Origin of the sequence: Massilia sp. IC2-477 (assembly GCF_020707265.1) — a bacterium.
Taxonomy (GTDB): domain Bacteria; phylum Pseudomonadota; class Gammaproteobacteria; order Burkholderiales; family Burkholderiaceae_D; genus Telluria.
In genome coordinates this window covers 22573-42108 of the sequence record NZ_JAJFEQ010000013.1, presented here as the reverse complement: position 1 = coordinate 42108, position 19536 = coordinate 22573, and the positions used below count along the sequence as shown (strand labels likewise).

Here is a 19536-nt window from a genome sequence, read left to right as displayed (position 1 = left end):
ACGTGAACGCTGCCGGGAACAAGAATCTGCCCGGCACCTTCCTTACCTCATTCTGGAAATCATGTTTTTCAAGAAACAACACTCGCTGTACGAATCCGAGCACACCAAGTTCATCAATGAACTGAAATCCAAGACCCCTGGCATGGAAGAGCGCCAGGTCGAAGGCCGCTCCCTGCTGTGGGACAAGGCCCCGCTGTCGCTGGACGAGCAGGAGCGCATCAAGCAGTCGCGCCTGCGCCAGCAGGCCTACCCGTACCAGACCAAGGTCTGAACCCGAGGGACCCGTCCTGATGCTGCCCGAGCAGGCGGCGCCGCAGTCGGAAGACGCGACGCCGGCCGATCCCCCGCAGGATGGGACGCCCCTGCCCCCTGACGACGCCCAGCTGGCCGACGCCCAGCTGAATGCTGCGGCCGATGCGGCCGAGGCTGCCATCGCACGCCTGTACGGCGAGCCGCTGACGCGCCTGCCGAACGACCTGTACATTCCGCCGGATGCGCTCGAGGTCTTCCTCGACGCCTTCGAAGGTCCGCTCGACCTGCTGCTGTACCTGATCCGCAAGCAGAACTTCAACATCCTCGACATCCCGATGGCGCAGGTGACCCTGCAATACCTGGAATACGTCGAGCAGATCCGCCAGCGCAACCTGGAACTGGCCGCCGAGTATTTACTCATGGCGGCGATGCTGATTGAGATCAAGTCGCGCATGCTGCTGCCCAAGCGCCAGGACGACGTGGTCGAGGACGTCGGCGACCCGCGCGCGGAACTGGTGCGGCGCCTGCTCGACTACGAGCAGATCAAGTCGGCCGCCGTGGCGCTGGGCGCCCTGCCGCAGGAAGGCCGCGACTTCGTGCGTCCCCAGCTGTTCGTCGAGCAGTCGCTCCAGCCCGCCCTGCCCGACGTCGATCCCTGGGACCTGCAGCGCGCCTGGCTCGATGTGCTGCGCCGCGCCAAGCTGACCCAGCATCACCGGATCAGCCGCCAGGAACTGTCGGTGCGCGAGCACATGTCGGCCATCCTGCGCACCCTGCAGTCGCAGCGCTTCGTCGAATTTTCCGAATTGTTCGCAGGCCAGCACACGATTCCGATCGTGGTTGTACACTTTGTCGCCATGCTCGAACTAGCGAAGGAAACCTTGATCGAGATCACGCAGGCCGAACCCTTCGCGCCGATCTATGTGCGCCTGGCCTATTCCCCGGCTTGATTGGCCGGTTACCTTATTAGCTTCTATTACCCATGAAAATCATTTCCTCCATCGACGACCTGCGCGACCAGCTGCACGGGCAACTGCGCACCGCCTTCGTGCCGACGATGGGCAACCTGCACGAGGGGCATCTCTCGCTGATGCGCCTGGCGCGCAGGCATGGCGACCCGGTGGTCGCCTCCATCTTCGTGAACCGCCTGCAGTTCGGCCCGAACGAGGATTTCGACAAATACCCGCGCACCTTCCAGGCCGACGTCGAGAAACTGGAAAAGGAAGGCGTCTACGTGCTGTTCGCTCCGACCGAGAAGGACATGTATCCGGAACCCCAGGAATACCGCGTGCGCCCGCCGGACGGGCTGGGCAACACCCTGGAAGGCGAGTTCCGCCCCGGCTTCTTCGAGGGCGTGTGCACCGTCGTGACCAAGCTGTTCTCCTGCGTGCAGCCGCGCGTGGCCGTGTTCGGCAAGAAGGATTACCAGCAGCTGATGATCGTCCGTAACATGGCGCGCCAGCTGGGCCTGCCCACCGAGATCATCGGCGCCGAGACCTACCGCGCCGACGACGGCCTGGCCCTGTCCTCGCGCAACGGCTACCTCTCCAGCGAAGAACGGGCGGAAGCGCCGGTGCTGTACCAGCAACTGAACGGCGTGGCGGAAGCGATGCGCGCCGGCGAGCGCGATCCGCTGGCCGTCGAGCGCCGCGCGATGGAGCACCTGGCCGCACGCGGCTGGAAACCGGACTATGTCTCGATCCGCAAGCGCATCGACCTGCAGGCGCCGAGCGCGGCCGACCTGGAAGCCGGCACGCCGCTGGTGGTACTGGCTGCGGCCAAGCTGGGCAATACGCGCCTGATCGATAACCTGGAGATTTGAGGTAGCACTTAGCAAACTTTGCTTGCGAAATTGCAATACCGGTAAGACTGGCTTTATACTTGACGCGCGCGGCAACTGCTCACTGCATAGCCGCGCCTAACCAAGGACTCCGCCGTGAACGAAACCGCCGCTCCCCTCAACCGCAAGGGCCCGCCGAAGCAGTCGGATGCGCTCAGCCGCATCGGCAGCACCGCCGAGCCGCATGAAATGCGCGACCCGTTCGACATCGGCGAAGCGCTGACCGCCCTGTCGCTGTCCGGCGAACCGGTCACCGTGTTCCCGGCCGGCTGGATCGAACCGCTGATGGCGCGCATCGAGTCGGTCGATCCGGAACTGCCCCATTTCGTGCTCGATTTCTCGGGCAGCGAGCGCCCGCCGGCCGGCAAGGCCACCCTGGTAGCTTCGCTCGGCGGCAACGCCAAGCTGCAGTTCGACCTCGACCAGTCCTGGAAGCCGACCCCGGACAACCGGATGCACGTGGCGGCCGAATTCCCGCCGTCCTGCCTGGTGCTGAACCGCCGCGCCGCACGCCGCGTCGAGACCCCGGTGGGCGTGCACTACATGGCGAGTTTCCGCGTCAAGGGCACCCAGGTCGAGCTGCCCCTGTACGACTTCTCCCAGGGCGGCGTCGGCCTGCGCGCCACGCCGGAACAGTGCTTCGGCCTGCATGTGGGGAAAAAGCTGGAAGGCGTGCGCCTGGAGCTGGGGCCGAACCTGGTGGTCATGGCCGACCTCGAAGTGCGCCTGCTGCGACCCTTCCGCACCTTCCTGCTGGGCGAGCAGGTGCAGGTGGGCTGCAGTTTTGCGAGTATTTCGATGGAGCTGCAGCAGACGCTGGAGAAGTTTGTGACGACGGGGGCGGTGGAGCGGCGCGCTACGGCGCGGTGATGCGCTAGCGGTTACGGAACGAACTTGGGCGGAACAATGCCAGTGGCATTGTTCCGGCCTTCGCCGGAACGACGGTTTTCAGTCAACGGTGTAGAAACCGCTGCCTCTGCTTAACCGAAACGGAATCGACGTCATCCCGGCGCAGGCCGGGATCCAAGGTGCTTTAACCTCTACGCCGCCACGCTCTGCGCCCACGCCAGCGCCGACAAATGCGCCTTGTTCACATCCAGCGGACTGATATCGAGCGACTCCGCCAGCGACGCCACCAGATTGGAATTGAGCTCGCAGGCCTCGGCCAGCGCCAGGTAGGGCCCGTACTTGCCCTCGCGCCCGATCAGCGCCCTGACCACCTCTTCCGGCAGCGGCACCGTCTCCAGCACTTCCATCATCGGCAGGCCCAATAGACGGTCGAGCAGCGAGAACATGCCGGCCACGAACAGGTTCTCGGCCTCTCCGCGCAGCGCCTTCATGCCGAGCAGCTCGGCCAGGCGGCCGCGCACCACCGCGGTTTCCATCAGCACCGGCGAGAAGCCGCTGGTGCTGGCGGTGGCCAGCAGCAGCACCAGCCAGCGGTACAGGGGCGCGTAGCCCATCAGGGCGATGGCCTGGCGCAGCGACTCTACCCGCCGCGCCGCGCCGAAGCCGGCCGAGTTGATGTAGCTGAGCAGCTTGTAGGTCAGCGCCGGATCGCGCTTCAGGACGTTCTCGATCTTCGGCACGTCCTCGTTGTTCTGCACCATCTGCATCAGCTGCAGGATCGTGCTCTGAGTCGGGTTCATGCCCTTGACCGGATTGCCCGGACGCGGGGTCAGGTGCAGCTTGCCGACAAAGGAATCGAGGCCGAGCGCGGCGCAGGCGTCGAAGTCGGCCCAGGTCGCAACCGGACGGCCCACCATGCGCACCGCGGCGTTCTTGGCGGCGGCATAGGTGCGTGCCTGGGTGGAGACGTCGGCGCCGGCGAACTGCACCTCGACATAGGAGGCATAGGGCGACAGGTTGCGGCCCAGCAGGTTCAGGTCAGCCCCGCGAATCGACACCCCGACGCCGCCCACGCGCACCGCCTGCACGGCAGCGCGCACATCGGGATCGGTCAGGCGGCGGATGTTGAGGGTGAGGACGGTCTTTTCCGGCGGCAGCGCATGCAGCGCATCCAGCGAGAGCATCTCCGGGACGGCATCAAGGAACAGGAGCTTGTCGCGCAGCAGCCAGCCATGCTCGGCATGGTTGACATGCTCGGCGACGAAGCCGACCAGGTCTTCCAGCTCCTTGTCGGTTGCCACCTTGCCGTCGTGGTGCTGCCACGACAGCTCGTAGCCGATGACGCGCTGCTTGGGATCAAGCAGCGGTTCACGAACGATGAAATTGGTTTGGTGCATGTGGGCGCGGAGTAGAAACTGGACGAGCACGCGGCCCGGCGTGCATCAAAAACCGAGACTGTCGAGCAGGTCGTCGACCTGGCCCTGGTCGGCTACCACTTCGCTCTTGCCTTCCGGGTTGATCTGCGGACCGTTCAGCAAGCCGTTGTCCAGCTCGCGCTTGATCTCGCTCGGGGCGAAATCGATCAGCACCTGCACCAGCTGCTTCTCGAGGTTCTGGGCAATGCCCGTGATGCGGCCGATCACCTGGCCGGTCAGATCCTGGAAGTCCTGGGCCATCATGATGTCCATCAGCTGGCTGCGGGTGGCAGCGGCGCCGATGCGCGACTCGTTCAGGCCGGCGATCGTACGCTGCGCCAGCGCACGCCACTCGGCGTCCGACGCACCCTTGTCCAGCAGCGCCTGCCAGGAGCCGGCCAGCTCGCTCGACCGGGTCTCGATCGCGTCCTGCACGGGACCGGCGGTGTCGGTGGCGTCCAGCACGCGCTTGGCGGCCTGTTCCGACAGGCGGGCAACATAGTCGAGGCGGTCGCGCGCATCGGGGATGTCGCTCGCCGCTTTCTCGATCAGCTTGTCGAGGCCCAGACCGCGCAGGTTTTCGTGCAATGCGCGGGTCATGTGGCCGATCCGGCTCAGGACCTCCTCGTGGGAGCCTTCCACCTGGACAGCAGTCTGCTCCATCATGTCAGCCCTTGTCCATCTTTTCGAAGATCTTGTTGAGCTTCTCGTCCAGGGTGGCGGCCGTGAACGGCTTGACCACGTAGCCGCTGGCGCCTGCCTGTGCGGCCGCGATGATGTTTTCCTTCTTGGCTTCGGCGGTCACCATCAGCACCGGCAGCTTGGCCAGCGCGGGATCGGCACGAATATTCTGCAGCATGGTCAGGCCGTCCATGTTCGGCATGTTCCAGTCCGAGACCACGAAGTCGAACTGCTCGCTGCGCAGCTTGGCCAGGCCCATCACGCCGTCTTCCGCTTCGTCGACATTGGCATAACCCAGTTCTTTCAACAGATTCCGGACGATGCGACGCATCGTCGAGAAATCGTCAACAACCAGAAAACGCATCTTTGGATCAGCCATGAATTACTCCGTTTTGAAACTTGTACTTTGGTTTAGTGGATGGAGACTGCAACAGCCTCCAGAATAGCATTTTTGTTGCCGTACGGCGATAAAATGGCAGCAATACAACCGCATCCGGATCAAACACGCAACGCTCGGCTGCCTTGCAGGGCCAGGTGCTCGAGCACCATGCGCGGCAAAGCCTGCAAACTGCCCGTTTCGTGAGCAGCGCCGATGGCAATCGCTTCGCGCGGCATGCCGAACACGACACAGCTCGCCTCGTCCTGCGCGAAATTGTGCGCTCCGGCATTGCGCATGTCCAGCATGCCCGCGGCGCCGTCCTTGCCCATGCCGGTCAGGATAACACCAACGGCGTTCTTGCCCGCCGCCTCGGCCGCGCTGCGAAACAGCACGTCCACCGAGGGCCGGTGCCGGTTGACCGGCGGGCTTTGTTCGATCTTCGTCATGTAGTTGGCGCCCGAACGCGTAAGCAGCAGGTGCGAATGCCCGGGGGCGATATAGGCGTGGCCCGGCAGTACCCGCTCGTTGCCCTGCGACTCGCTGACACTGATCTTGCACAGCGAATCGAGGCGCTTGGCGAAGGAGCTGGTGAAGCCTTCCGGCATGTGCTGGGCGATCAGGATGCCCGGGCAGTCCGAGGGCATCTGCATCAGGAATTCGCGGATCGCCTCGGTGCCGCCGGTGGAGGCGCCGATGATGATCAGCTTTTCCGAGGAGATGAGCGGGCTGCGCAGCGCCGACAGCTGCGCCGTGGGCACCGCGCCCGGCACCGCGCGCTTGATGCGCGCGCGCGAGGCTGCGCGGATCTTGTCGGCGATGAGTTCCGTGTATTCGCGCATCCCGGTCTGGATCGAGATCTTCGGCTTGGTCACGAAGTCGACGGCGCCCAGTTCCAGCGCCCGCATCGTGATTTCCGAGCCGCGCTCGGTCAGCGAGGACACCATCAGCACCGGCATCGGGCGCAGGCGCATCAGCTTTTCCAGGAAGTCCAGGCCGTCCATCTTCGGCATCTCGACGTCGAGCGTGAGCACGTCGGGGTTGTGGCGCTTGATCAGGTCGCGCGCGACCAGCGGATCGGGGGCCGTGGCCACCACTTCCATGTCCGGTTGCGAGTTGACGATTTCGCTCATCACGCTGCGGATCAGCGCAGAGTCGTCGACGATCAGTACCTTGATTGTCATGAGTCGTCCCTTTCAGGTCTTTATTGTTATTTAGAACTGGGGCAAACGCGTCAGAACAGGTCGATGTCGCCGCCGACCGGCTCGACCTTGAGCCGCTTGGCGTAATCGAGTTCGCGTTTTGCCAGCGTGTCGTTCTGGGTCTGCATCAGCTTCTTCACCAGCACCTTGCCGGTCTTCGGGAAGAAGTACACCTTGCGCGGATAGATGTCGTTCAGGTCCGAGGCCAGCACCGGGATGCGCTCGGTCTTCAGGAAATCCATCACGAAGGCCGCGTTGCGCTCGCCCACGTTCATCGCCGTGAAGCCGCGCAGCACCGCGCCGCCGCCGAATACCTTGGCTTCCAGGTGCTCGCGCCGCGCGCCGGCCTTGAGCAGGTCGTTGATCAGGATCTCCATGGCGAAGCTCCCGTAGCGCATCGAGGCCGACACCGGGCTGCTGCCGTCGCCGCCGTCGGGCAGCATGAAGTGGTTCATGCCGCCCAGGCCCGTGATGCGGTCGCGGATGCAGGCCGACACGCAGGAGCCGAGCACCGTCACGATCAGCATGTTCTTGCCGGTGTAGTAGTACTCGCCCGGCAGGATCTTGGCCGCGTCGCAGTCGAAGGTGCGGTCGTAGTAGACGTTGGTGGCGAACTGGTTGTTCATGTCGGTATCAGCGGCGCGCGGCCTGGTCGAGCTCGTACACCGTCTTGCCGCGCAGGCGCAGCGCATCCGACACGTACAGGAAGTTTTCGGAGTGCCCGGCAAACAGCAGGGCGTGCGGCTTCATCAGGGGCACGAAGCGCGCCAGGATGCGGCGCTGGGTGTCCTTGTCGAAGTAGATCATCACGTTGCGGCAGAAGATCGCGTCGAACTGTCCCTGTACCGGCCACTCGCCCGCCAGCAGGTTGAGCTGGCGGAAGCTGACCAGCTGGCGCAGCTCCGGCCGCACCCGCGCCATGCCAGCGTTGGCGCCCTTCCCTTTCTGGAAGAAGCGCTTGAGGCGCTCTGCGCCCACCTTGTCGACGCGGTCCATCGGATACACGCCGTTCTCGCCGGTGGCGAGCACGTTGGTGTCGATGTCGGTGGCCACGATCTGCACTGGCGGGGTGAGCGTGTTGAAGGCTTCGCAGGCCGTCATCGCGATCGAGTACGGCTCTTCGCCGGTGGACGCGGCCGAGCACCAGATGGTGAGCGGCGCGCCGTCACGGCGGCGCAGGGCCTGCAGGTGCTCCGCCAGCAGCGGGAAGTGGTGGGCCTCGCGGAAGAACGAGGTCAGGTTGGTGGTCAGCGCATTGGTGAAGGACTCCCACTCGCTCGCCATGCGGCCGGCCTCGAGGTCGTCGAGGTAGCGCGCGAAGGACTGGATCCCGGTCGCGCGCAGGCGCCGCGCCAGGCGCGAGTAGACCATCTCCTGCTTGCTGTCGGCCAGCGAGATGCCGGCGCGCTGGTAGATCAGCGCGCGGACCCGTTCGAAATCACTGCGTGTGAAGTCGAATTCCTTGACCGTATCGGTTCTTTGCTGCGGCACTTGCTTGCCTCTTTCTTGCTGTGCGCCCGGTCGCCCGGGCTTTCCCATTTCCTGATGCTCGTGCCGGAACCGGTGGAGCGGTGGCTTACGCCGCCAGCTTGTCCATCAGGCCCATCTCGCTCGACGACATCAGCTTGTCGATGTCGACCAGGATCAGCATGCGCTCGTCCACGGTGCCCAGGCCGATCATGTAGTTGGTGTCGAAGGCGGTGCCCATTTCCGGGGCCGGCTTGATCTGGTCCGGGGTGAGCGTGGTCACGTCCGACACGCTGTCAACCACCATGCCCATGATGCGGCCCGCGATGTTCAGGATGATCACGACGGTGAACTGGTCGTACACCGGAGTGCCCAGCTTGAACTTGATGCGCATGTCCACCACCGGGATGATGATGCCACGCAGGTTGATCACGCCCTTGATGAATTCCGGTGCATTGGCGATGCGGGTCACCGCTTCGTAGCCGCGGATTTCCTGCACCTTGAGGATGTCGATGCCGTATTCCTCGGAGCCGAGGGTGAAGGCCAGGAATTCGCTGCCCGCGCCTTCGTTTGCGCCTTCCAGCGGCTTGTTGTTCTGTACAGTAGACATGTTCACGTCCTTGGTTGGTAATGATTAAACGGTTGCGTCGTCGAGCAGCTGGCGCGAGGATCGCACCAGCGCAGCCACGTCCAGGATCAGGGCGACGCCGCCGTCGCCCAGGATGGTGGCGCCCGAGATGCCGGCCACCTTGCGGTAGTTCGCTTCCAGATTCTTGACCACCACCTGCTGCTGCCCCACCAGTTCGTCGACGAACAGCGCGGCCTTCTTGCCTTCGGTCTCGAGGATCACCACGATGCCTTCGCTCGGGTCGGTGATGCGCGGCGTGATGTCGAACATCTGGTACAGCGGGATCAGCGGCAGGTATTCGCCGCGCACCTTCAGCACACGCCCACGGCCGGCGATGTCGCGGATATCTTCCGCAGTCGGCTGCAGCGACTCGACCACGAAAGACAGCGGCAGGATGTAGATCTCGTCGCCGCTCCTGATCGACATGCCGTCCAGGATGGCGAGCGTCAAGGGCAGCGAGATCGAGATGGTGGTGCCGAAGCCGCGTGCGGAGCGGATGTCCACGGTCCCGCCCATCGAGGCGATGTTGCGCTTGACCACGTCCATGCCCACGCCGCGGCCGGACACGTCGGTCACCTGCTCGGCGGTCGAGAAGCCCGGCGCGAAGATCAGCTGCCAGACTTCTTCGTCCGTCATGTTCGGCGATACCGCCAGGCCGTTCTCGCTGGCCTTGGCCAGGATGCGGTCGCGGTTCAGGCCACCGCCGTCGTCCGACACTTCGATCACGATGTTGCCGCCCTGGTGGCCGGCCGACAGGAACAAGCGCCCTGCTTCCGACTTGCCGGCAGCCACACGCGCGGCCGGCATCTCAATGCCATGGTCGATCGAGTTGCGCACCAGGTGGGTGAGCGGATCGACGATGCGCTCGATCAGGCCCTTGTCCAGTTCCGTGGCGGCGCCGTTGGTGATGAAGTCGACCTTCTTGCCGAGCTTCGACGCCAGGTCGCGCACCATGCGCGGGAAGCGCGAGAACACGAAGTCCATCGGCATCATGCGGATCGACATCACCGCTTCCTGCAGCTCGCGGGTATTGCGGCCCAGCTGGCTGATCGAATTGAGCAGGCGCTCGTGCGCCATCGGGTCGAGGTTGCCGCTGCGCTGCTCGAGCATGGCGTTGGTGATCACCAGTTCGCCGATCAGGTTGATCAGCTGGTCGACCTTCTCCACCGAGACCCGGATCGAGGACGATTCGGCATGCGGATCCTTCTTGGCTGCGGCCTTCTTCTCGGCGGCCAGCTCGGACAGTTCGATCGGGTCCGGGCGCGTTTCTTTCACCGGCGGCGGCGCGGCTTCGCTGCCGATGCCGGCCGCGGCGCGGATCTGTTCGATCGGCTGGAAGAAGCCGTAGCCGCGCTCGTCGTCCGACAGTTCGTCTTCCCTGGCCGCGCCCGCCTCGCCCTCGTCGTCGAAGTCGAAGAAGCCGTAGCCCTGCTGCTCTTCGATGCGCTTGCGTTCGGCCGCCTCGATGGCGCGCTGCTCCGGCGTCAATGCCGGGGCCTCGAAGATCTTCAGGTCTTCCGGGTCGAGCACGAAGGAGCAGATCGCGATGATGTCGTCCAGGCTCTCGTGGGTAGTAATGATGATGGCGCTGCGCCCGCCCTCGAGCGGCGTGACCTTCACGCGGCCCATCAGGCCGAGTTCATCGACCAGGGCGCTGATGTCGCGCTGCTCCACCGGCGGCAGTTCGATCTTGTAGCGGTGCGCGCCCTCGGTGGGGTGATGGTTCTTGGCGTCCGCCGTGAGGTAGGACGGCGCCACCACCGGCGCCTGCGGCACCAGGCCCTCGGCCAGGTCGTGCAGCACCATGCGCACGTTGGCGACCGCTTCCTGGTCGACACTGGCGCCGTGGCGGTGGCCGTCGAGCTGCATCTTGAGGCTGTCCTTGGCCGCCAGGAAGGCGTCCACGTGGTTCGAGGTCAGCGCCATCTCGCCCTTGCGGATGCGGTCCAGCAGCGACTCGAGCACGTGCGTGACTTCGCTCATGTCGGTGAGGCCGAAGGTCGATGCCCCGCCCTTGACGGAATGGGCGGTGCGGAAGATGGCGTTCAGGTCTTCCGGGTCCGGCGCTGCCACGTCGACGCCCAGCAGCAGCCGCTCCATTTCGGCGAGCAGTTCCTCTGCCTCGTCGAAAAAGACCTGGTAAAACTGGCTGATGTCGATCGTCATGATGAAATCCGTGTAATGTCCTGATGCGTCACCGCGATTGGCACGCCAATCAGCCGATGACTTTCTTGACGACCTCGATCAGGCGCTGCGGATCGAAAGGCTTGACCAGCCAGCCGTTGGCGCCGGCGGCGCGGCCCTTGGCCTTCATCTCGTCGGACGACTCGGTGGTCAGCATCAGGATCGGGGTCTTGGCGTAGGTCGGCAGCGTGCGCAGGGTCTTGATCAAGGACAGGCCGTCCATGCGCGGCATGTTCTGGTCGGTCAGCACCAGGTCCACGCCCTGCAGCTTCGCCTTCTCGAGGCCATCCATGCCGTCGACCGCCTCCACGACGTTGTAGCCGGCGGCCTTCAGGCTGAAGGCCACCATCTGGCGCAGCGAACTGGAATCGTCGACCGCGAGAATCGTTTTTGCCATGTTTTGCTCCTGCTGTTTTAATCCCGGACTGTTCCGGTTGAATGTTGAGTGGCTAAATAGTTGTGGCCAGCGGACTCAGAAGAGCTCGATGTCCCCGCTTTCGAGATGATGCTGGTCCACCGACTTGCGCAGCATGCTGCGCAGCTCGAGCGACTGGATCGCCAGCGCCATGCTGACCTTTCCCAGGCGTTCGACGATTTCCTCGCTGTCGGTCTCGGGCGCGATTTCCGCGCCGTGTTCGCTGAGCGTGCCGAGGAATTCGCGCAGCCCGGCCACGCGGCGCAGGGTGCGGTCGATCAGCTGGCTGGTCATGTCCTGGAACTGCATGCTGGTGATCGCCGTGTTCACGTGCTGGCCGATCTCGCCCGACATGTCTGCCAGGTTCGCACTGTCTTCCGCGCTCGGCGTCTCGCCCGCCAGAAGGCGGTTGATCGCTTCCTGGCGCGCGCCGACGGCGGTGTGGATCGCCATGAAGCTGCTGGTCAGCTTGTCGATGGCTTCTTCCAGCAGCAGTTCGGTCTGCAGCAGATCGGTCTCGACTTCATTCAGGTGGCGCCGCCCGTGGATCGCCACCCCGGACAGGAGGCGCTTCACGTGCGAGCCCAGTATCTTTTTTCTTTTCATTCGGGTCCTCCTGTCCTGGCTACTTCGTGCCGGCCGGCGTACCGGCGGGCGGCGTACCGCCGGCGGCGGCGACCGCCTCGGCCGCTGCCGCGGGTTGCTGCGCCGGCACCTCGAGGTTCGCGGCGTCGCGCTGGACGGCTTCCTCGGTGCGCTTGTTCATCACGATGATGCTGATGCGCCGGTTGATCGGGTTGAACGGATCGGTGCGGTCGAGCGGCGCGGCCGAGGCCAGGCCCACCACGCGCAGCACCTTGTCGTCGCCCAGGCCGCCGCGCACCAGTTCGCGGCGCGAGGCGTTGGCGCGGTCGGCCGACAGTTCCCAGTTGCTGTAGCCGGCATCGCTCGGATACGGCGTCGAGTCGGTATGCCCCGACAGGCCGATCTTGTTCGGTACTTCGTTCAGGACCATGCCGATCACGTTCAGGATGTCCTTGGTGTACGGCTGCAGATCGGCCCTGGCCAGGGCGAACATCGGGCGGTTCTGCTCGTCCACGATCTGGATGCGCAGGCCTTCGCTGGTGATGTCGAGCAGCAGCTGGTTCTTGTATTTCTTCAGCAGCGGGTTGACCTCGATGACCGATTCGATCTTCGATTTCAGCGACTGCAGGCGGTCGGCTTCGGCTTTTGCCACCTGCGCCTTGGCCGCTTCCAGGTTGTAGGTCTTCGAAGTCGGGTCGATATCGCCTTTCTTGACCTGGCCGTTGCGGCGGGTCAGGTCGGTGCCGCCGCCCTTGATCACGGACGAGGCATCGCCCGCGCCCGAGCCGCCGGACATCGCCACCTTCAGCGGCGTCTTGAAGTATTCCGAGATGCCTTCCAGGTCACCCTTGGCGGTCGAGCCGAGCAGCCACATGAGCAGGAAGAAGGCCATCATTGCGGTCACGAAGTCGGCGTACGCGATCTTCCAGGCGCCGCCGTGGTGGCCACCGGCCACCTTCTTGATGCGCTTGACGACGATGGGACGCATGTTGTCGTCAGCCATGGTCCCCTCGTCTGTGCTGGTTGATCGGATGAAGCGGCATCACGGCTTACTTCTTCTTCTTGATGTGCTCTTCGAGCTCGGCGAAGCTCGGGCGCTCGGTCGAGTACAGCACCTTGCGGCCGAATTCGACGGCCAGCGCCGGCGCGTAGCCGTTCAGGCTCGCCAGCAGGGTCACCTTCACGCACTGGAACATCTTGGTCGATTCTTCCAGCTTCTGTTCCAGCACGTTACCCAGCGGGGAGACGAACGCATAGGCCAGCAGGATGCCGAGGAAGGTACCGACCAGCGCCTTCGCGATCAGGATGCCCAGTTCGGCCGGCGGCAGGCCCACCGACTCCATGGTGTGGACCACGCCCATCACGGCCGCCACGATACCGAAGGCCGGCAGGCCGTCGCCCACTTTGGCGATCACGTGGGCCGGGATCGCGCCTTCGTGGTGGTGGGTCTCGATCTCGTTGTCCATCAGGTTTTCGATCTGCATCGCGTCCATGTTCCCCGACACCATCAGGCGCAGGTAATCGGTCATGAATTCGATGATGTGGTGGTCGGCCAGCACCGCCGGATACTTGGAGAACAGCGGCGAGGCTTCCGGCGCTTCGATGTCGCCTTCGATCGACATCAGGCCTTCCTTGCGCACTTTCGACAGCACGTCGAACTGCAGCGCCATCAGCTCCATGTACATGTCCTTGGTGTACTGCGAGCCCTTGAAGATGCTCGGCAGGGCTTTCATAGTCGCCTTCACCGACTTCATCGTGTTACCGACGAAGAAGGCGCCCGCGGCCGCACCGCCGATCATCAGGAGCTCGAGCGGCTGCCACAGCGACGCGATGTGGCCGCCGGACCAGACGAAGCCGCCGAACACGCAGGCGCAGACGACGATGTAACCAATAATGACTAACAAGGGAATTCCGCTCCAGATAAGCCGGGAATGGACCGTCCGGCTGGCTCTATCAAAATAGTGATTTCAAGCAAAGTTGACGCAAGGAACCACTCTAGCCGGAGAACGGCCCAGCGGCAAGCAAAAAGGCCGGTTTTGTCGCCTAAAAGTGCCAGATATGGAGGGCGGGGCCGCCCTCTGTGGGATAGACGGTACGGTTCGGTAAACGATCGTCAATGCCGAATTCGTAACTGACAAGCAGCGCGCCCGGCCGCATTTCACCTTTGGCCTTGCGCCACAGGGCGTCCATGGCGGCCGGCGACAGGTAGGCGAACACCAGGTCGTAGTCGGCAAAATCGAGGCGGTGATAGTCGCCGCGGATGAAACGCGCCCGGCTTCCGCTCAGGCGTGCGCGCAGGCTGCTTACCAGCCAGGGCAGCGGCGCCAGCTCGATCCCCGTCGCTTCGACGCCGGGGCGGCGCGCCATGTCCAGCACCAGCCCGCCCAGGCCGCTGCCGATATCGATCACCCGCGCCTTCCCCTCCGGCAGCAGGCGCGCCACCTCCTCCCACACGCGCCGGTTGGACGGGTAGTACGGCACCTGGGTCCGGTAGGTCGACCAATAGAGGAGAAGCAGGAACAGGAACACGGCCAGGAAGACCGGCGGCGGGATGTCCAGGCGGGAGGCGCCGACGAGCGCCAGCGGGAACAGGAAGCCAATCGGGCGCCACCAGGCGGCCAGGCCGCGCCACCACGTCAATACAAGCGCGAAGACGCCCTGCAGCAGCGCGACGCCGGCATAGGACATCGGGATGCCGCTGCTGGCCAGCAGCCAGGTCGCGCTCAATGTCAGCGGAACGGCGGCGACCTGCAGCAGCAGGGCCGCGACGGCAGGCTTCACTCGCCGCCGTTGGCCGCAGCTTCTTTGGCCTTGCGGGTCTTGCCGGCGCGCGAAGGCATGTGGCACAGGCCGCACAGGTAGCCGGCGTTCAGATCGAGGGAGTTGACGACGAACTTGCCCTGGCATTTCTGGCAGGAGGCCAGCACCAGCATATTGCTCTGGAAGAAACGTACCAGGGTCCAGGCGCGCGTGAGCGAGAGCAGCGGCTCTTCGCCCGGCTCGGGTGGCATCTGTTCGAGGTAGAGTTTGTACGCCTTCATCACCGCCTGAATGCCGGTAGCGCCGGCATGCTCGACCAGGAAGTTATGGATATTGATGAAGAGCGAGGAATGGATATTCGGCTGCCAGGTCAGGAACCAGTCGGTCGAGAACGGCAACATGCCCTTGGGCGGAGAGACGCCCTTGAGTTCCTTGTACAGCTTGAGCAGGCGCTCGCGCGACAGCGAGACTTCGGTTTCGAGCAGCTGGAGGCGCGCCCCCAGGTTGATCAGTTCGATCGCAAGCTGGATTTCCTGGGCTTCCGAAACGACGCTTTTCTTGCTCATGTGCTGCTCCCGCCTGTGTTACTTCTTGATGGGCGATCCCGACGGGACCGCGTCTGGCAGGATTTTATACGATCTCTTCCACAGGCTGGCCGGCCATCAGGATGGCGGCGTGCGACTGGGCCAGGCTGCGTTCCTTGGTGTGGCTGGTCAGCATCGACAGGATGGCGGTGTCGTCGAAGCGGAAGCGGGCCAGCATCATGTTGCCACTTGCCAGTTTCAGGATCTGGGCGTTGCTCATGCCTTCGATCAGCTCGGCGATGTCGGCGGAGATGCCGAGACGGAAGATAGCGGTGACTTTGTCGGCGCGGATCATTTGCTGGGCCAGCATCAGGTAGCTCAGGTTCGCGTCGCGGATTTCAGCCATCATGTCGTTCATCGTCATTTTCTATCTCCGGGTTCCGTTGGTTCGGCGACTTGCGTGTTGCCGATGAGATAGATTCTGACCGTGGGGCAACTTTTGAGGAATTGGACAAAGTCTGTATTTTTCGTCCGGGAACGACTGACGTGACCCGTAGGAGTTTGTCTGACAAACCCGCTTGGATCACTCTGGCGCCCCTATGAAGAAGGGGCTTGGGAAGGTGCCGGGAAACCGGCCAAATTGTGGTGCGCGACGCTGCTTCTGTCGTGCGCTTGATACGGTTTACGTCAAGCTTTTGGAGAACTTTAGGGTTTTCGCAAAATATTTTTTCAATCTTTTGCTGCCCTCTCCACTCTCTTAACGGAGCGTCCGGTAGGAACTTTAGGGTTTTTTGAAAATATTTTTCAAGACCCTTTACCGCGCTTCTGGAAAGGGTAACGGCAGGGGGTTGGGGAACTTTAGGGTTCTTGAGAAAAAATTTTGAATTTTTTTTGCGCTCGCCAAAACTTATCGTAAAGTCAACAAAAGAGGACGGCGGCTACTGGAACTTGCTACACTGCGAGACTGACAAAAGCTTCAAGCTTCGACTGATCCAAGGCGCTGCATGGATGCCAGCCCGGTCCTGGCCATCCTGCGCGCGCTGCCCCACAAGGAAATTTAATGAGTACCCAGATTACCCGCGCCGACTGCGTCGCGCGCGACCAGCAGGATCCCCTGCGCATGCTGCGCGAGCGCTTCGATTTGCCCGACGGCGTCATCTACCTGGACGGCAATTCGCTCGGCGCCCGCCCGAAAGCCGCATCGAGCCGTGTCCACGAGGTGGTGGCGCGCGAATGGGGCCAGGACCTGATCAAGAGCTGGAACACGGCTGGCTGGTTCGAGCTGCCCAAGCGCCTGGGCGACCGCCTGGCGCCGCTGATCGGCGCGAAGGCAGGCGAGGTGGTGGTCACCGACACCACCTCGCTCAACCTGTTCAAGGCCCTGGCTGCGGCCCTGCAGATCCAGGCGTCCGGCCCGAACGCGGCCCGCCGCACCATCGTCACCGAACGTAGCAACTTCCCGACCGATATCTATATGGCGGAAGGCCTGGCCCAATGGCTGGACCGCGGCTACCAGGTGCGCCTGGTCGACTCGGTGGACGAGATCCCGGCCGCGGTGGACGCCGACTGCGCCGTGCTGATGCTCACCCACGTCAACTACCGCACCGGCTACCAGCACGACATGGCCGCCCTCACCCGCCATGCCCACGCCAGGGGCGCGCTGGCGGTGTGGGACCTGGCCCATTCGGCCGGCGCGGTGCCGGTCGACCTGCACGCGGCGGAAGCCGACTTCGCGGTCGGCTGCACCTATAAATACCTGAATGGCGGCCCGGGCGCCCCGGCCTTCATCTGGGTGCCGCAGCGCCACCAGGCGGCGTTTGCCCATCCGCTCACGGGCTGGTGGAGCCACGCCAAACCCTTCGCCATGTCGCACGGCTTCGCCCCCTGCGAGGGGATCGGGCGCGCCCTGTGCGGCACCCAGCCGGTGGTCTCGCTGGCCCTGGTCGAGTGCGGGCTGGAGGTGTTCGAGGAAACCACGATGGACGCGATCCGCAGAAAATCGCTGGCGCTCACCGACTTGTTCATCGAGCTGGTCGAAGCCACCTGTTCCGCGCATCCGCTGGGCCTCGTTACGCCGCGCGAGCATGCCCGGCGCGGCAGCCAGGCCAGCTTCACCCACCCGCATGGCTACGCGGTGATGGCGGCCCTGATCGGGCGCGGCGTGATCGGCGACTACCGCGAACCGGAGATCATGCGCTTCGGCTTCACCCCGCTCTACACCAGCTTCGCCGACGTGTGGGACGCGGTGGCGATCCTGAAGGACATCCTCGACAACCAAGCCTACGACGTCGCGCTCGAGCGCAGCGCAGTCACCTGAGGAAGCGCGATGAACGACAAAGCAAGCACCCGCGCCGAGTGGCACGGCGCCAAGCTGGACTTCAAGGAGTCGATGAGCTATGGCGACTACCTGGGCCTGGACCAGATCCTGTCGGCCCAGCACCCGCTCTCGCCCAACCACAACGAGATGCTGTTCATCATCCAGCACCAGACCAGCGAGCTGTGGATCAAGCTGATGCTGCACGAGATGCAGGCCGTGCGCCAGAACATCCGCGAGGGCAACCTGGCCCCCGCCTTCAAGATGCTGGCGCGGGTGGCGCGCATCATGGACCAGCTGGTGCACGCCTGGGATGTGCTGGCCACCATGACGCCGCCCGAATACACGGCGATCCGCCCCTATCTGGGCGCCTCGTCCGGCTTCCAGTCCTTCCAGTACCGCCAGCTCGAATTCATCCTCGGGAACAAGAATCCGAACCTGCTGGCGGTGCACGAGAAGTCGCCCGAGGCGCACGCGATCCTCGAGCGCGAGCTGCACGCGCCTTCGGTCTACGACGAGGCGGTGATGCTCCTGCATCGCAGCGGGTTTGCCATCGCGCCCGAGCGCCTGGCCCTTGATCCGACCCGGCCGACCCAGCTGGACGAGAGCGTGAAGGCGGCCTGGCTCGGGGTCTACCAGGATACCGAGCACCACTGGGCGCTGTACGAGCTGGCCGAAAAGCTGGTGGACCTCGAGACCGCCTTCCGCTTCTGGCGCTTCCGCCACGTCACCACGGTCGAACGCATCATCGGCTTCAAGCAGGGCACCGGCGGCACCTCGGGCGCCAGCTACCTGCGCAAGATGCTCGACGTGGTGCTGTTCCCGGAATTGTTCGCGCTGCGAACCGCACTCTAATCCACGGCGCGCGGGCGGTGTATCATCGCATTGTTTTCATGATTACAAGAAACAATGCAAGCCGCCCCGCCCGCCCTCGGGCAGCCCTTCTCACTCTACCTCGACCTGACCCGCTTTGCCGCCGCGGTCGTGGTCGTGCTCGCGCACATCAGCTACTTCGGCGTCATTCCTGAAGGGGCCTGGGGCCTGCTGCCGCACATGGGGCGCGAAGCGGTGATGGTGTTCTTCGTGCTGTCCGGCTACGTGATCGCCTCCAGCACCGCCCAGCGCCGTCCCTCGGCGCGCGCCTACGCGGCGGCGCGCCTGTCGCGCGTGTATTCGGTGGCGCTGCCGATCCTGCTGCTGGCGCTGGCCGCCGCCGCCGCCGTGCGCAGCTTCACGGACGTGGTCCCGCCGAATGCCTACGTGCTCGACAAGCTGTATGTGTACCTGCCATTGCACCTGCTGTTCCTCGGCGGGCACTGGACCCTGGCGGAAACCCCGCCCTACATGTTGCCCTACTGGTCGCTCGGCTACGAGGCCTGGTACTACCTGCTGTTCGGCCTGGCCTGCTACCTGCGCGGCCGGCGCCGCATCCTGATGCTGGCGCTGGCGCTGAGCTTCATGGGCTACAAACTGTGGCTGCTGCTGCCGGTCTGGCTGGCCGGCGCCTGGCTGTGCCGCAGCTACCGCGCTCCCTGGCTGGGGGTGCACGCAGCGCGGATCGGCTGGCTGGCCAGCGTGCTGCTGTTTGGCGCCTGGGTCGGCCTGCACCTGGAAGAGCAGCTGCGCGCGCTCGGCAACGCCATCTGGCCCTATGCCGCGCTGCCGCTGGGCAGCGCCGACCGCTACCTCGGCGACTGGCTGCTGTGCCTCATCGTGCTGGCCAACTTCGCCTGCGCGCGCGACGCCGGCTTCACGGCCCTGCTGCGCGTGGCGCGCCCAGTGCGCAATCTAGCCTCGCACACCTTCACGCTCTACCTCTCGCATGCGCTGGTGATCGGGTTGTGGCAGCTGTTCTATCCGGGCCGGAGCACGGCTGGCGGCATCCTGGTACTGCTTGCTGCGATCGCCGCCACCGCCATCGTGCTGGGCGCCGTGACGGAAGGACGCCGCCCGGCCTGGCGCGCCTGCTTCGAGCGCCTGCTGGCGCCGCGCGGCGTCGCGGCCGACCGCTCCGCCGCCTGATGCGCGTCGCGCTTTCGACGTA

Annotated in this window: 22 protein-coding genes; 7 read left to right on the top strand and 15 right to left on the bottom strand. The window is 64.5% G+C overall.

Annotated elements, in window-relative coordinates:
- Positions 1 to 61: 61 nt before the first annotated feature.
- The 4 genes from LK542_RS21725 (at position 62) to LK542_RS21710 (ending at position 2962) form a co-directional block, all read left to right on the top strand.
- Positions 62 to 271 carry a DUF3460 family protein gene (locus LK542_RS21725; RefSeq protein WP_227802140.1) on the top strand — a complete coding sequence of 70 codons (210 nt, stop codon included), beginning with the start codon at positions 62 to 64 and terminating at the stop codon, positions 269 to 271.
- A 19-nt stretch (positions 272 to 290) separates the two neighbouring features.
- Positions 291 to 1202, top strand: a complete 912-nt coding sequence (locus tag LK542_RS21720) for a ScpA family protein (protein WP_227813551.1) — start codon at positions 291 to 293, stop codon at positions 1200 to 1202.
- 32 nt (positions 1203 to 1234) lie between these two features.
- Complete coding sequence (gene panC, locus LK542_RS21715) at positions 1235 to 2074, top strand: pantoate--beta-alanine ligase (RefSeq protein WP_227813550.1); 840 nt, start codon at positions 1235 to 1237, stop codon at positions 2072 to 2074.
- A 114-nt stretch (positions 2075 to 2188) separates the two neighbouring features.
- Entirely contained in the window at positions 2189 to 2962 is a 774-nt protein-coding gene (locus LK542_RS21710; protein WP_227802137.1) for a PilZ domain-containing protein, read from the top strand.
- Between the two features lie 170 nt (positions 2963 to 3132).
- Here the strand turns inward: LK542_RS21710 and LK542_RS21705 are convergent, their stop codons facing one another.
- The 15 genes from LK542_RS21705 to flhD all read right to left on the bottom strand — a co-directional run bounded on the left by LK542_RS21705 (position 3133) and on the right by flhD (position 15602).
- The gene (locus LK542_RS21705; RefSeq protein ID WP_227813549.1) at positions 3133 to 4338 is read right to left on the bottom strand and encodes an EAL and HDOD domain-containing protein; all 1206 of its coding nucleotides are present in this window, start codon (positions 4336 to 4338) and stop codon (positions 3133 to 3135) included.
- A gap of 45 nt (positions 4339 to 4383) precedes the next feature.
- The gene (gene cheZ, locus LK542_RS21700) at positions 4384 to 5022 is read right to left on the bottom strand and encodes a protein phosphatase CheZ (protein WP_227802135.1); all 639 of its coding nucleotides are present in this window, start codon (positions 5020 to 5022) and stop codon (positions 4384 to 4386) included.
- 1 nt (position 5023) lies between these two features.
- A complete protein-coding gene (gene cheY / locus LK542_RS21695) occupies positions 5024 to 5416 on the bottom strand; it encodes a chemotaxis response regulator CheY (RefSeq protein ID WP_159697806.1) in 393 nt (130 codons plus the stop codon).
- 119 nt (positions 5417 to 5535) lie between these two features.
- On the bottom strand, positions 5536 to 6597 hold the full coding sequence (locus tag LK542_RS21690) for a chemotaxis response regulator protein-glutamate methylesterase (protein ID WP_227802134.1): 1062 nt from the start codon (positions 6595 to 6597) through the stop codon (positions 5536 to 5538).
- 50 nt (positions 6598 to 6647) lie between these two features.
- On the bottom strand, positions 6648 to 7241 hold the full coding sequence (cheD, locus tag LK542_RS21685) for a chemoreceptor glutamine deamidase CheD (protein ID WP_227813548.1): 594 nt from the start codon (positions 7239 to 7241) through the stop codon (positions 6648 to 6650).
- A gap of 7 nt (positions 7242 to 7248) precedes the next feature.
- Positions 7249 to 8106: a CheR family methyltransferase gene (locus LK542_RS21680; protein ID WP_227802132.1), complete on the bottom strand. Its 858-nt coding sequence runs from the start codon at positions 8104 to 8106 to the stop codon at positions 7249 to 7251.
- Positions 8107 to 8191: 85 nt separating this feature from the next.
- Positions 8192 to 8692: a chemotaxis protein CheW gene (locus LK542_RS21675; RefSeq protein WP_227802131.1), complete on the bottom strand. Its 501-nt coding sequence runs from the start codon at positions 8690 to 8692 to the stop codon at positions 8192 to 8194.
- A 24-nt stretch (positions 8693 to 8716) separates the two neighbouring features.
- Entirely contained in the window at positions 8717 to 10876 is a 2160-nt protein-coding gene (gene cheA, locus LK542_RS21670) for a chemotaxis protein CheA (protein ID WP_227813547.1), read from the bottom strand.
- A 49-nt stretch (positions 10877 to 10925) separates the two neighbouring features.
- Positions 10926 to 11291: a response regulator gene (locus tag LK542_RS21665; RefSeq protein WP_227802129.1), complete on the bottom strand. Its 366-nt coding sequence runs from the start codon at positions 11289 to 11291 to the stop codon at positions 10926 to 10928.
- A gap of 75 nt (positions 11292 to 11366) precedes the next feature.
- Positions 11367 to 11915 (bottom strand): chemotaxis protein, encoded by a 549-nt coding sequence (locus tag LK542_RS21660; RefSeq protein WP_227802128.1) that lies wholly within the window; start codon positions 11913 to 11915, stop codon positions 11367 to 11369.
- A gap of 19 nt (positions 11916 to 11934) precedes the next feature.
- The gene (gene motB, locus LK542_RS21655; RefSeq protein WP_227813546.1) at positions 11935 to 12897 is read right to left on the bottom strand and encodes a flagellar motor protein MotB; all 963 of its coding nucleotides are present in this window, start codon (positions 12895 to 12897) and stop codon (positions 11935 to 11937) included.
- A gap of 46 nt (positions 12898 to 12943) precedes the next feature.
- Positions 12944 to 13798, bottom strand: coding sequence for a flagellar motor stator protein MotA (motA, locus tag LK542_RS21650; protein WP_227802126.1), 855 nt, complete (start codon positions 13796 to 13798; stop codon positions 12944 to 12946).
- A 139-nt stretch (positions 13799 to 13937) separates the two neighbouring features.
- Complete coding sequence (locus LK542_RS21645; protein ID WP_227813545.1) at positions 13938 to 14675, bottom strand: methyltransferase domain-containing protein; 738 nt, start codon at positions 14673 to 14675, stop codon at positions 13938 to 13940.
- Positions 14672 to 15220: a flagellar transcriptional regulator FlhC gene (gene flhC, locus LK542_RS21640; RefSeq protein ID WP_227802124.1), complete on the bottom strand. Its 549-nt coding sequence runs from the start codon at positions 15218 to 15220 to the stop codon at positions 14672 to 14674. The genes LK542_RS21645 and flhC overlap by 4 nt, the downstream gene beginning before the upstream one ends.
- A 64-nt stretch (positions 15221 to 15284) precedes the next feature.
- Positions 15285 to 15602, bottom strand: coding sequence for a flagellar transcriptional regulator FlhD (gene flhD, locus LK542_RS21635; protein WP_027863769.1), 318 nt, complete (start codon positions 15600 to 15602; stop codon positions 15285 to 15287).
- Positions 15603 to 16238: 636 nt separating this feature from the next.
- Between flhD and kynU the strand changes: the two genes are divergently transcribed.
- Genes kynU through LK542_RS21620 form a run of 3 tightly spaced genes read left to right on the top strand, consistent with a single transcriptional unit; the run spans position 16239 to position 19514 of the window.
- Positions 16239 to 17495 (top strand): kynureninase, encoded by a 1257-nt coding sequence (kynU, locus tag LK542_RS21630; protein ID WP_227813544.1) that lies wholly within the window; start codon positions 16239 to 16241, stop codon positions 17493 to 17495.
- 9 nt (positions 17496 to 17504) lie between these two features.
- The gene (gene kynA / locus LK542_RS21625) at positions 17505 to 18347 is read left to right on the top strand and encodes a tryptophan 2,3-dioxygenase (RefSeq protein WP_227813543.1); all 843 of its coding nucleotides are present in this window, start codon (positions 17505 to 17507) and stop codon (positions 18345 to 18347) included.
- A 54-nt stretch (positions 18348 to 18401) separates the two neighbouring features.
- Entirely contained in the window at positions 18402 to 19514 is a 1113-nt protein-coding gene (locus LK542_RS21620) for an acyltransferase (RefSeq protein WP_227813542.1), read from the top strand.
- Positions 19515 to 19536 lie beyond the last annotated feature (22 nt).

Bases quoted from the DNA above. Each gene is read 5' to 3' on its own strand.
- LK542_RS21720 (WP_227813551.1), top strand. From the start codon at position 291: ATGCTGCCCGAGCAGGCGGCGCCGCAGTCGGAAGACGCGACGCCGGCC.
- kynA (WP_227813543.1), top strand. From the start codon at position 17,505: ATGAACGACAAAGCAAGCACCCGCGCCGAGTGGCACGGCGCCAAGCTG.
- kynU (WP_227813544.1), top strand. From the start codon at position 16,239: ATGAGTACCCAGATTACCCGCGCCGACTGCGTCGCGCGCGACCAGCAG.
- LK542_RS21725 (WP_227802140.1), top strand. From the start codon at position 62: ATGTTTTTCAAGAAACAACACTCGCTGTACGAATCCGAGCACACCAAG.
- cheY (WP_159697806.1), bottom strand. From the start codon at position 5,416: ATGGCTGATCCAAAGATGCGTTTTCTGGTTGTTGACGATTTCTCGACG.
- LK542_RS21675 (WP_227802131.1), bottom strand. From the start codon at position 8,692: ATGTCTACTGTACAGAACAACAAGCCGCTGGAAGGCGCAAACGAAGGC.
- LK542_RS21665 (WP_227802129.1), bottom strand. From the start codon at position 11,291: ATGGCAAAAACGATTCTCGCGGTCGACGATTCCAGTTCGCTGCGCCAG.
- cheA (WP_227813547.1), bottom strand. From the start codon at position 10,876: ATGACGATCGACATCAGCCAGTTTTACCAGGTCTTTTTCGACGAGGCA.
- cheZ (WP_227802135.1), bottom strand. From the start codon at position 5,022: ATGATGGAGCAGACTGCTGTCCAGGTGGAAGGCTCCCACGAGGAGGTC.
- motB (WP_227813546.1), bottom strand. From the start codon at position 12,897: ATGGCTGACGACAACATGCGTCCCATCGTCGTCAAGCGCATCAAGAAG.
- panC (WP_227813550.1), top strand. From the start codon at position 1,235: ATGAAAATCATTTCCTCCATCGACGACCTGCGCGACCAGCTGCACGGG.
- cheD (WP_227813548.1), bottom strand. From the start codon at position 7,241: ATGAACAACCAGTTCGCCACCAACGTCTACTACGACCGCACCTTCGAC.
- LK542_RS21690 (WP_227802134.1), bottom strand. From the start codon at position 6,597: ATGACAATCAAGGTACTGATCGTCGACGACTCTGCGCTGATCCGCAGC.
- LK542_RS21705 (WP_227813549.1), bottom strand. From the start codon at position 4,338: ATGCACCAAACCAATTTCATCGTTCGTGAACCGCTGCTTGATCCCAAG.
- LK542_RS21660 (WP_227802128.1), bottom strand. From the start codon at position 11,915: ATGAAAAGAAAAAAGATACTGGGCTCGCACGTGAAGCGCCTCCTGTCC.
- LK542_RS21620 (WP_227813542.1), top strand. From the start codon at position 18,402: ATGCAAGCCGCCCCGCCCGCCCTCGGGCAGCCCTTCTCACTCTACCTC.
- flhC (WP_227802124.1), bottom strand. From the start codon at position 15,220: ATGAGCAAGAAAAGCGTCGTTTCGGAAGCCCAGGAAATCCAGCTTGCG.
- flhD (WP_027863769.1), bottom strand. From the start codon at position 15,602: ATGACGATGAACGACATGATGGCTGAAATCCGCGACGCGAACCTGAGC.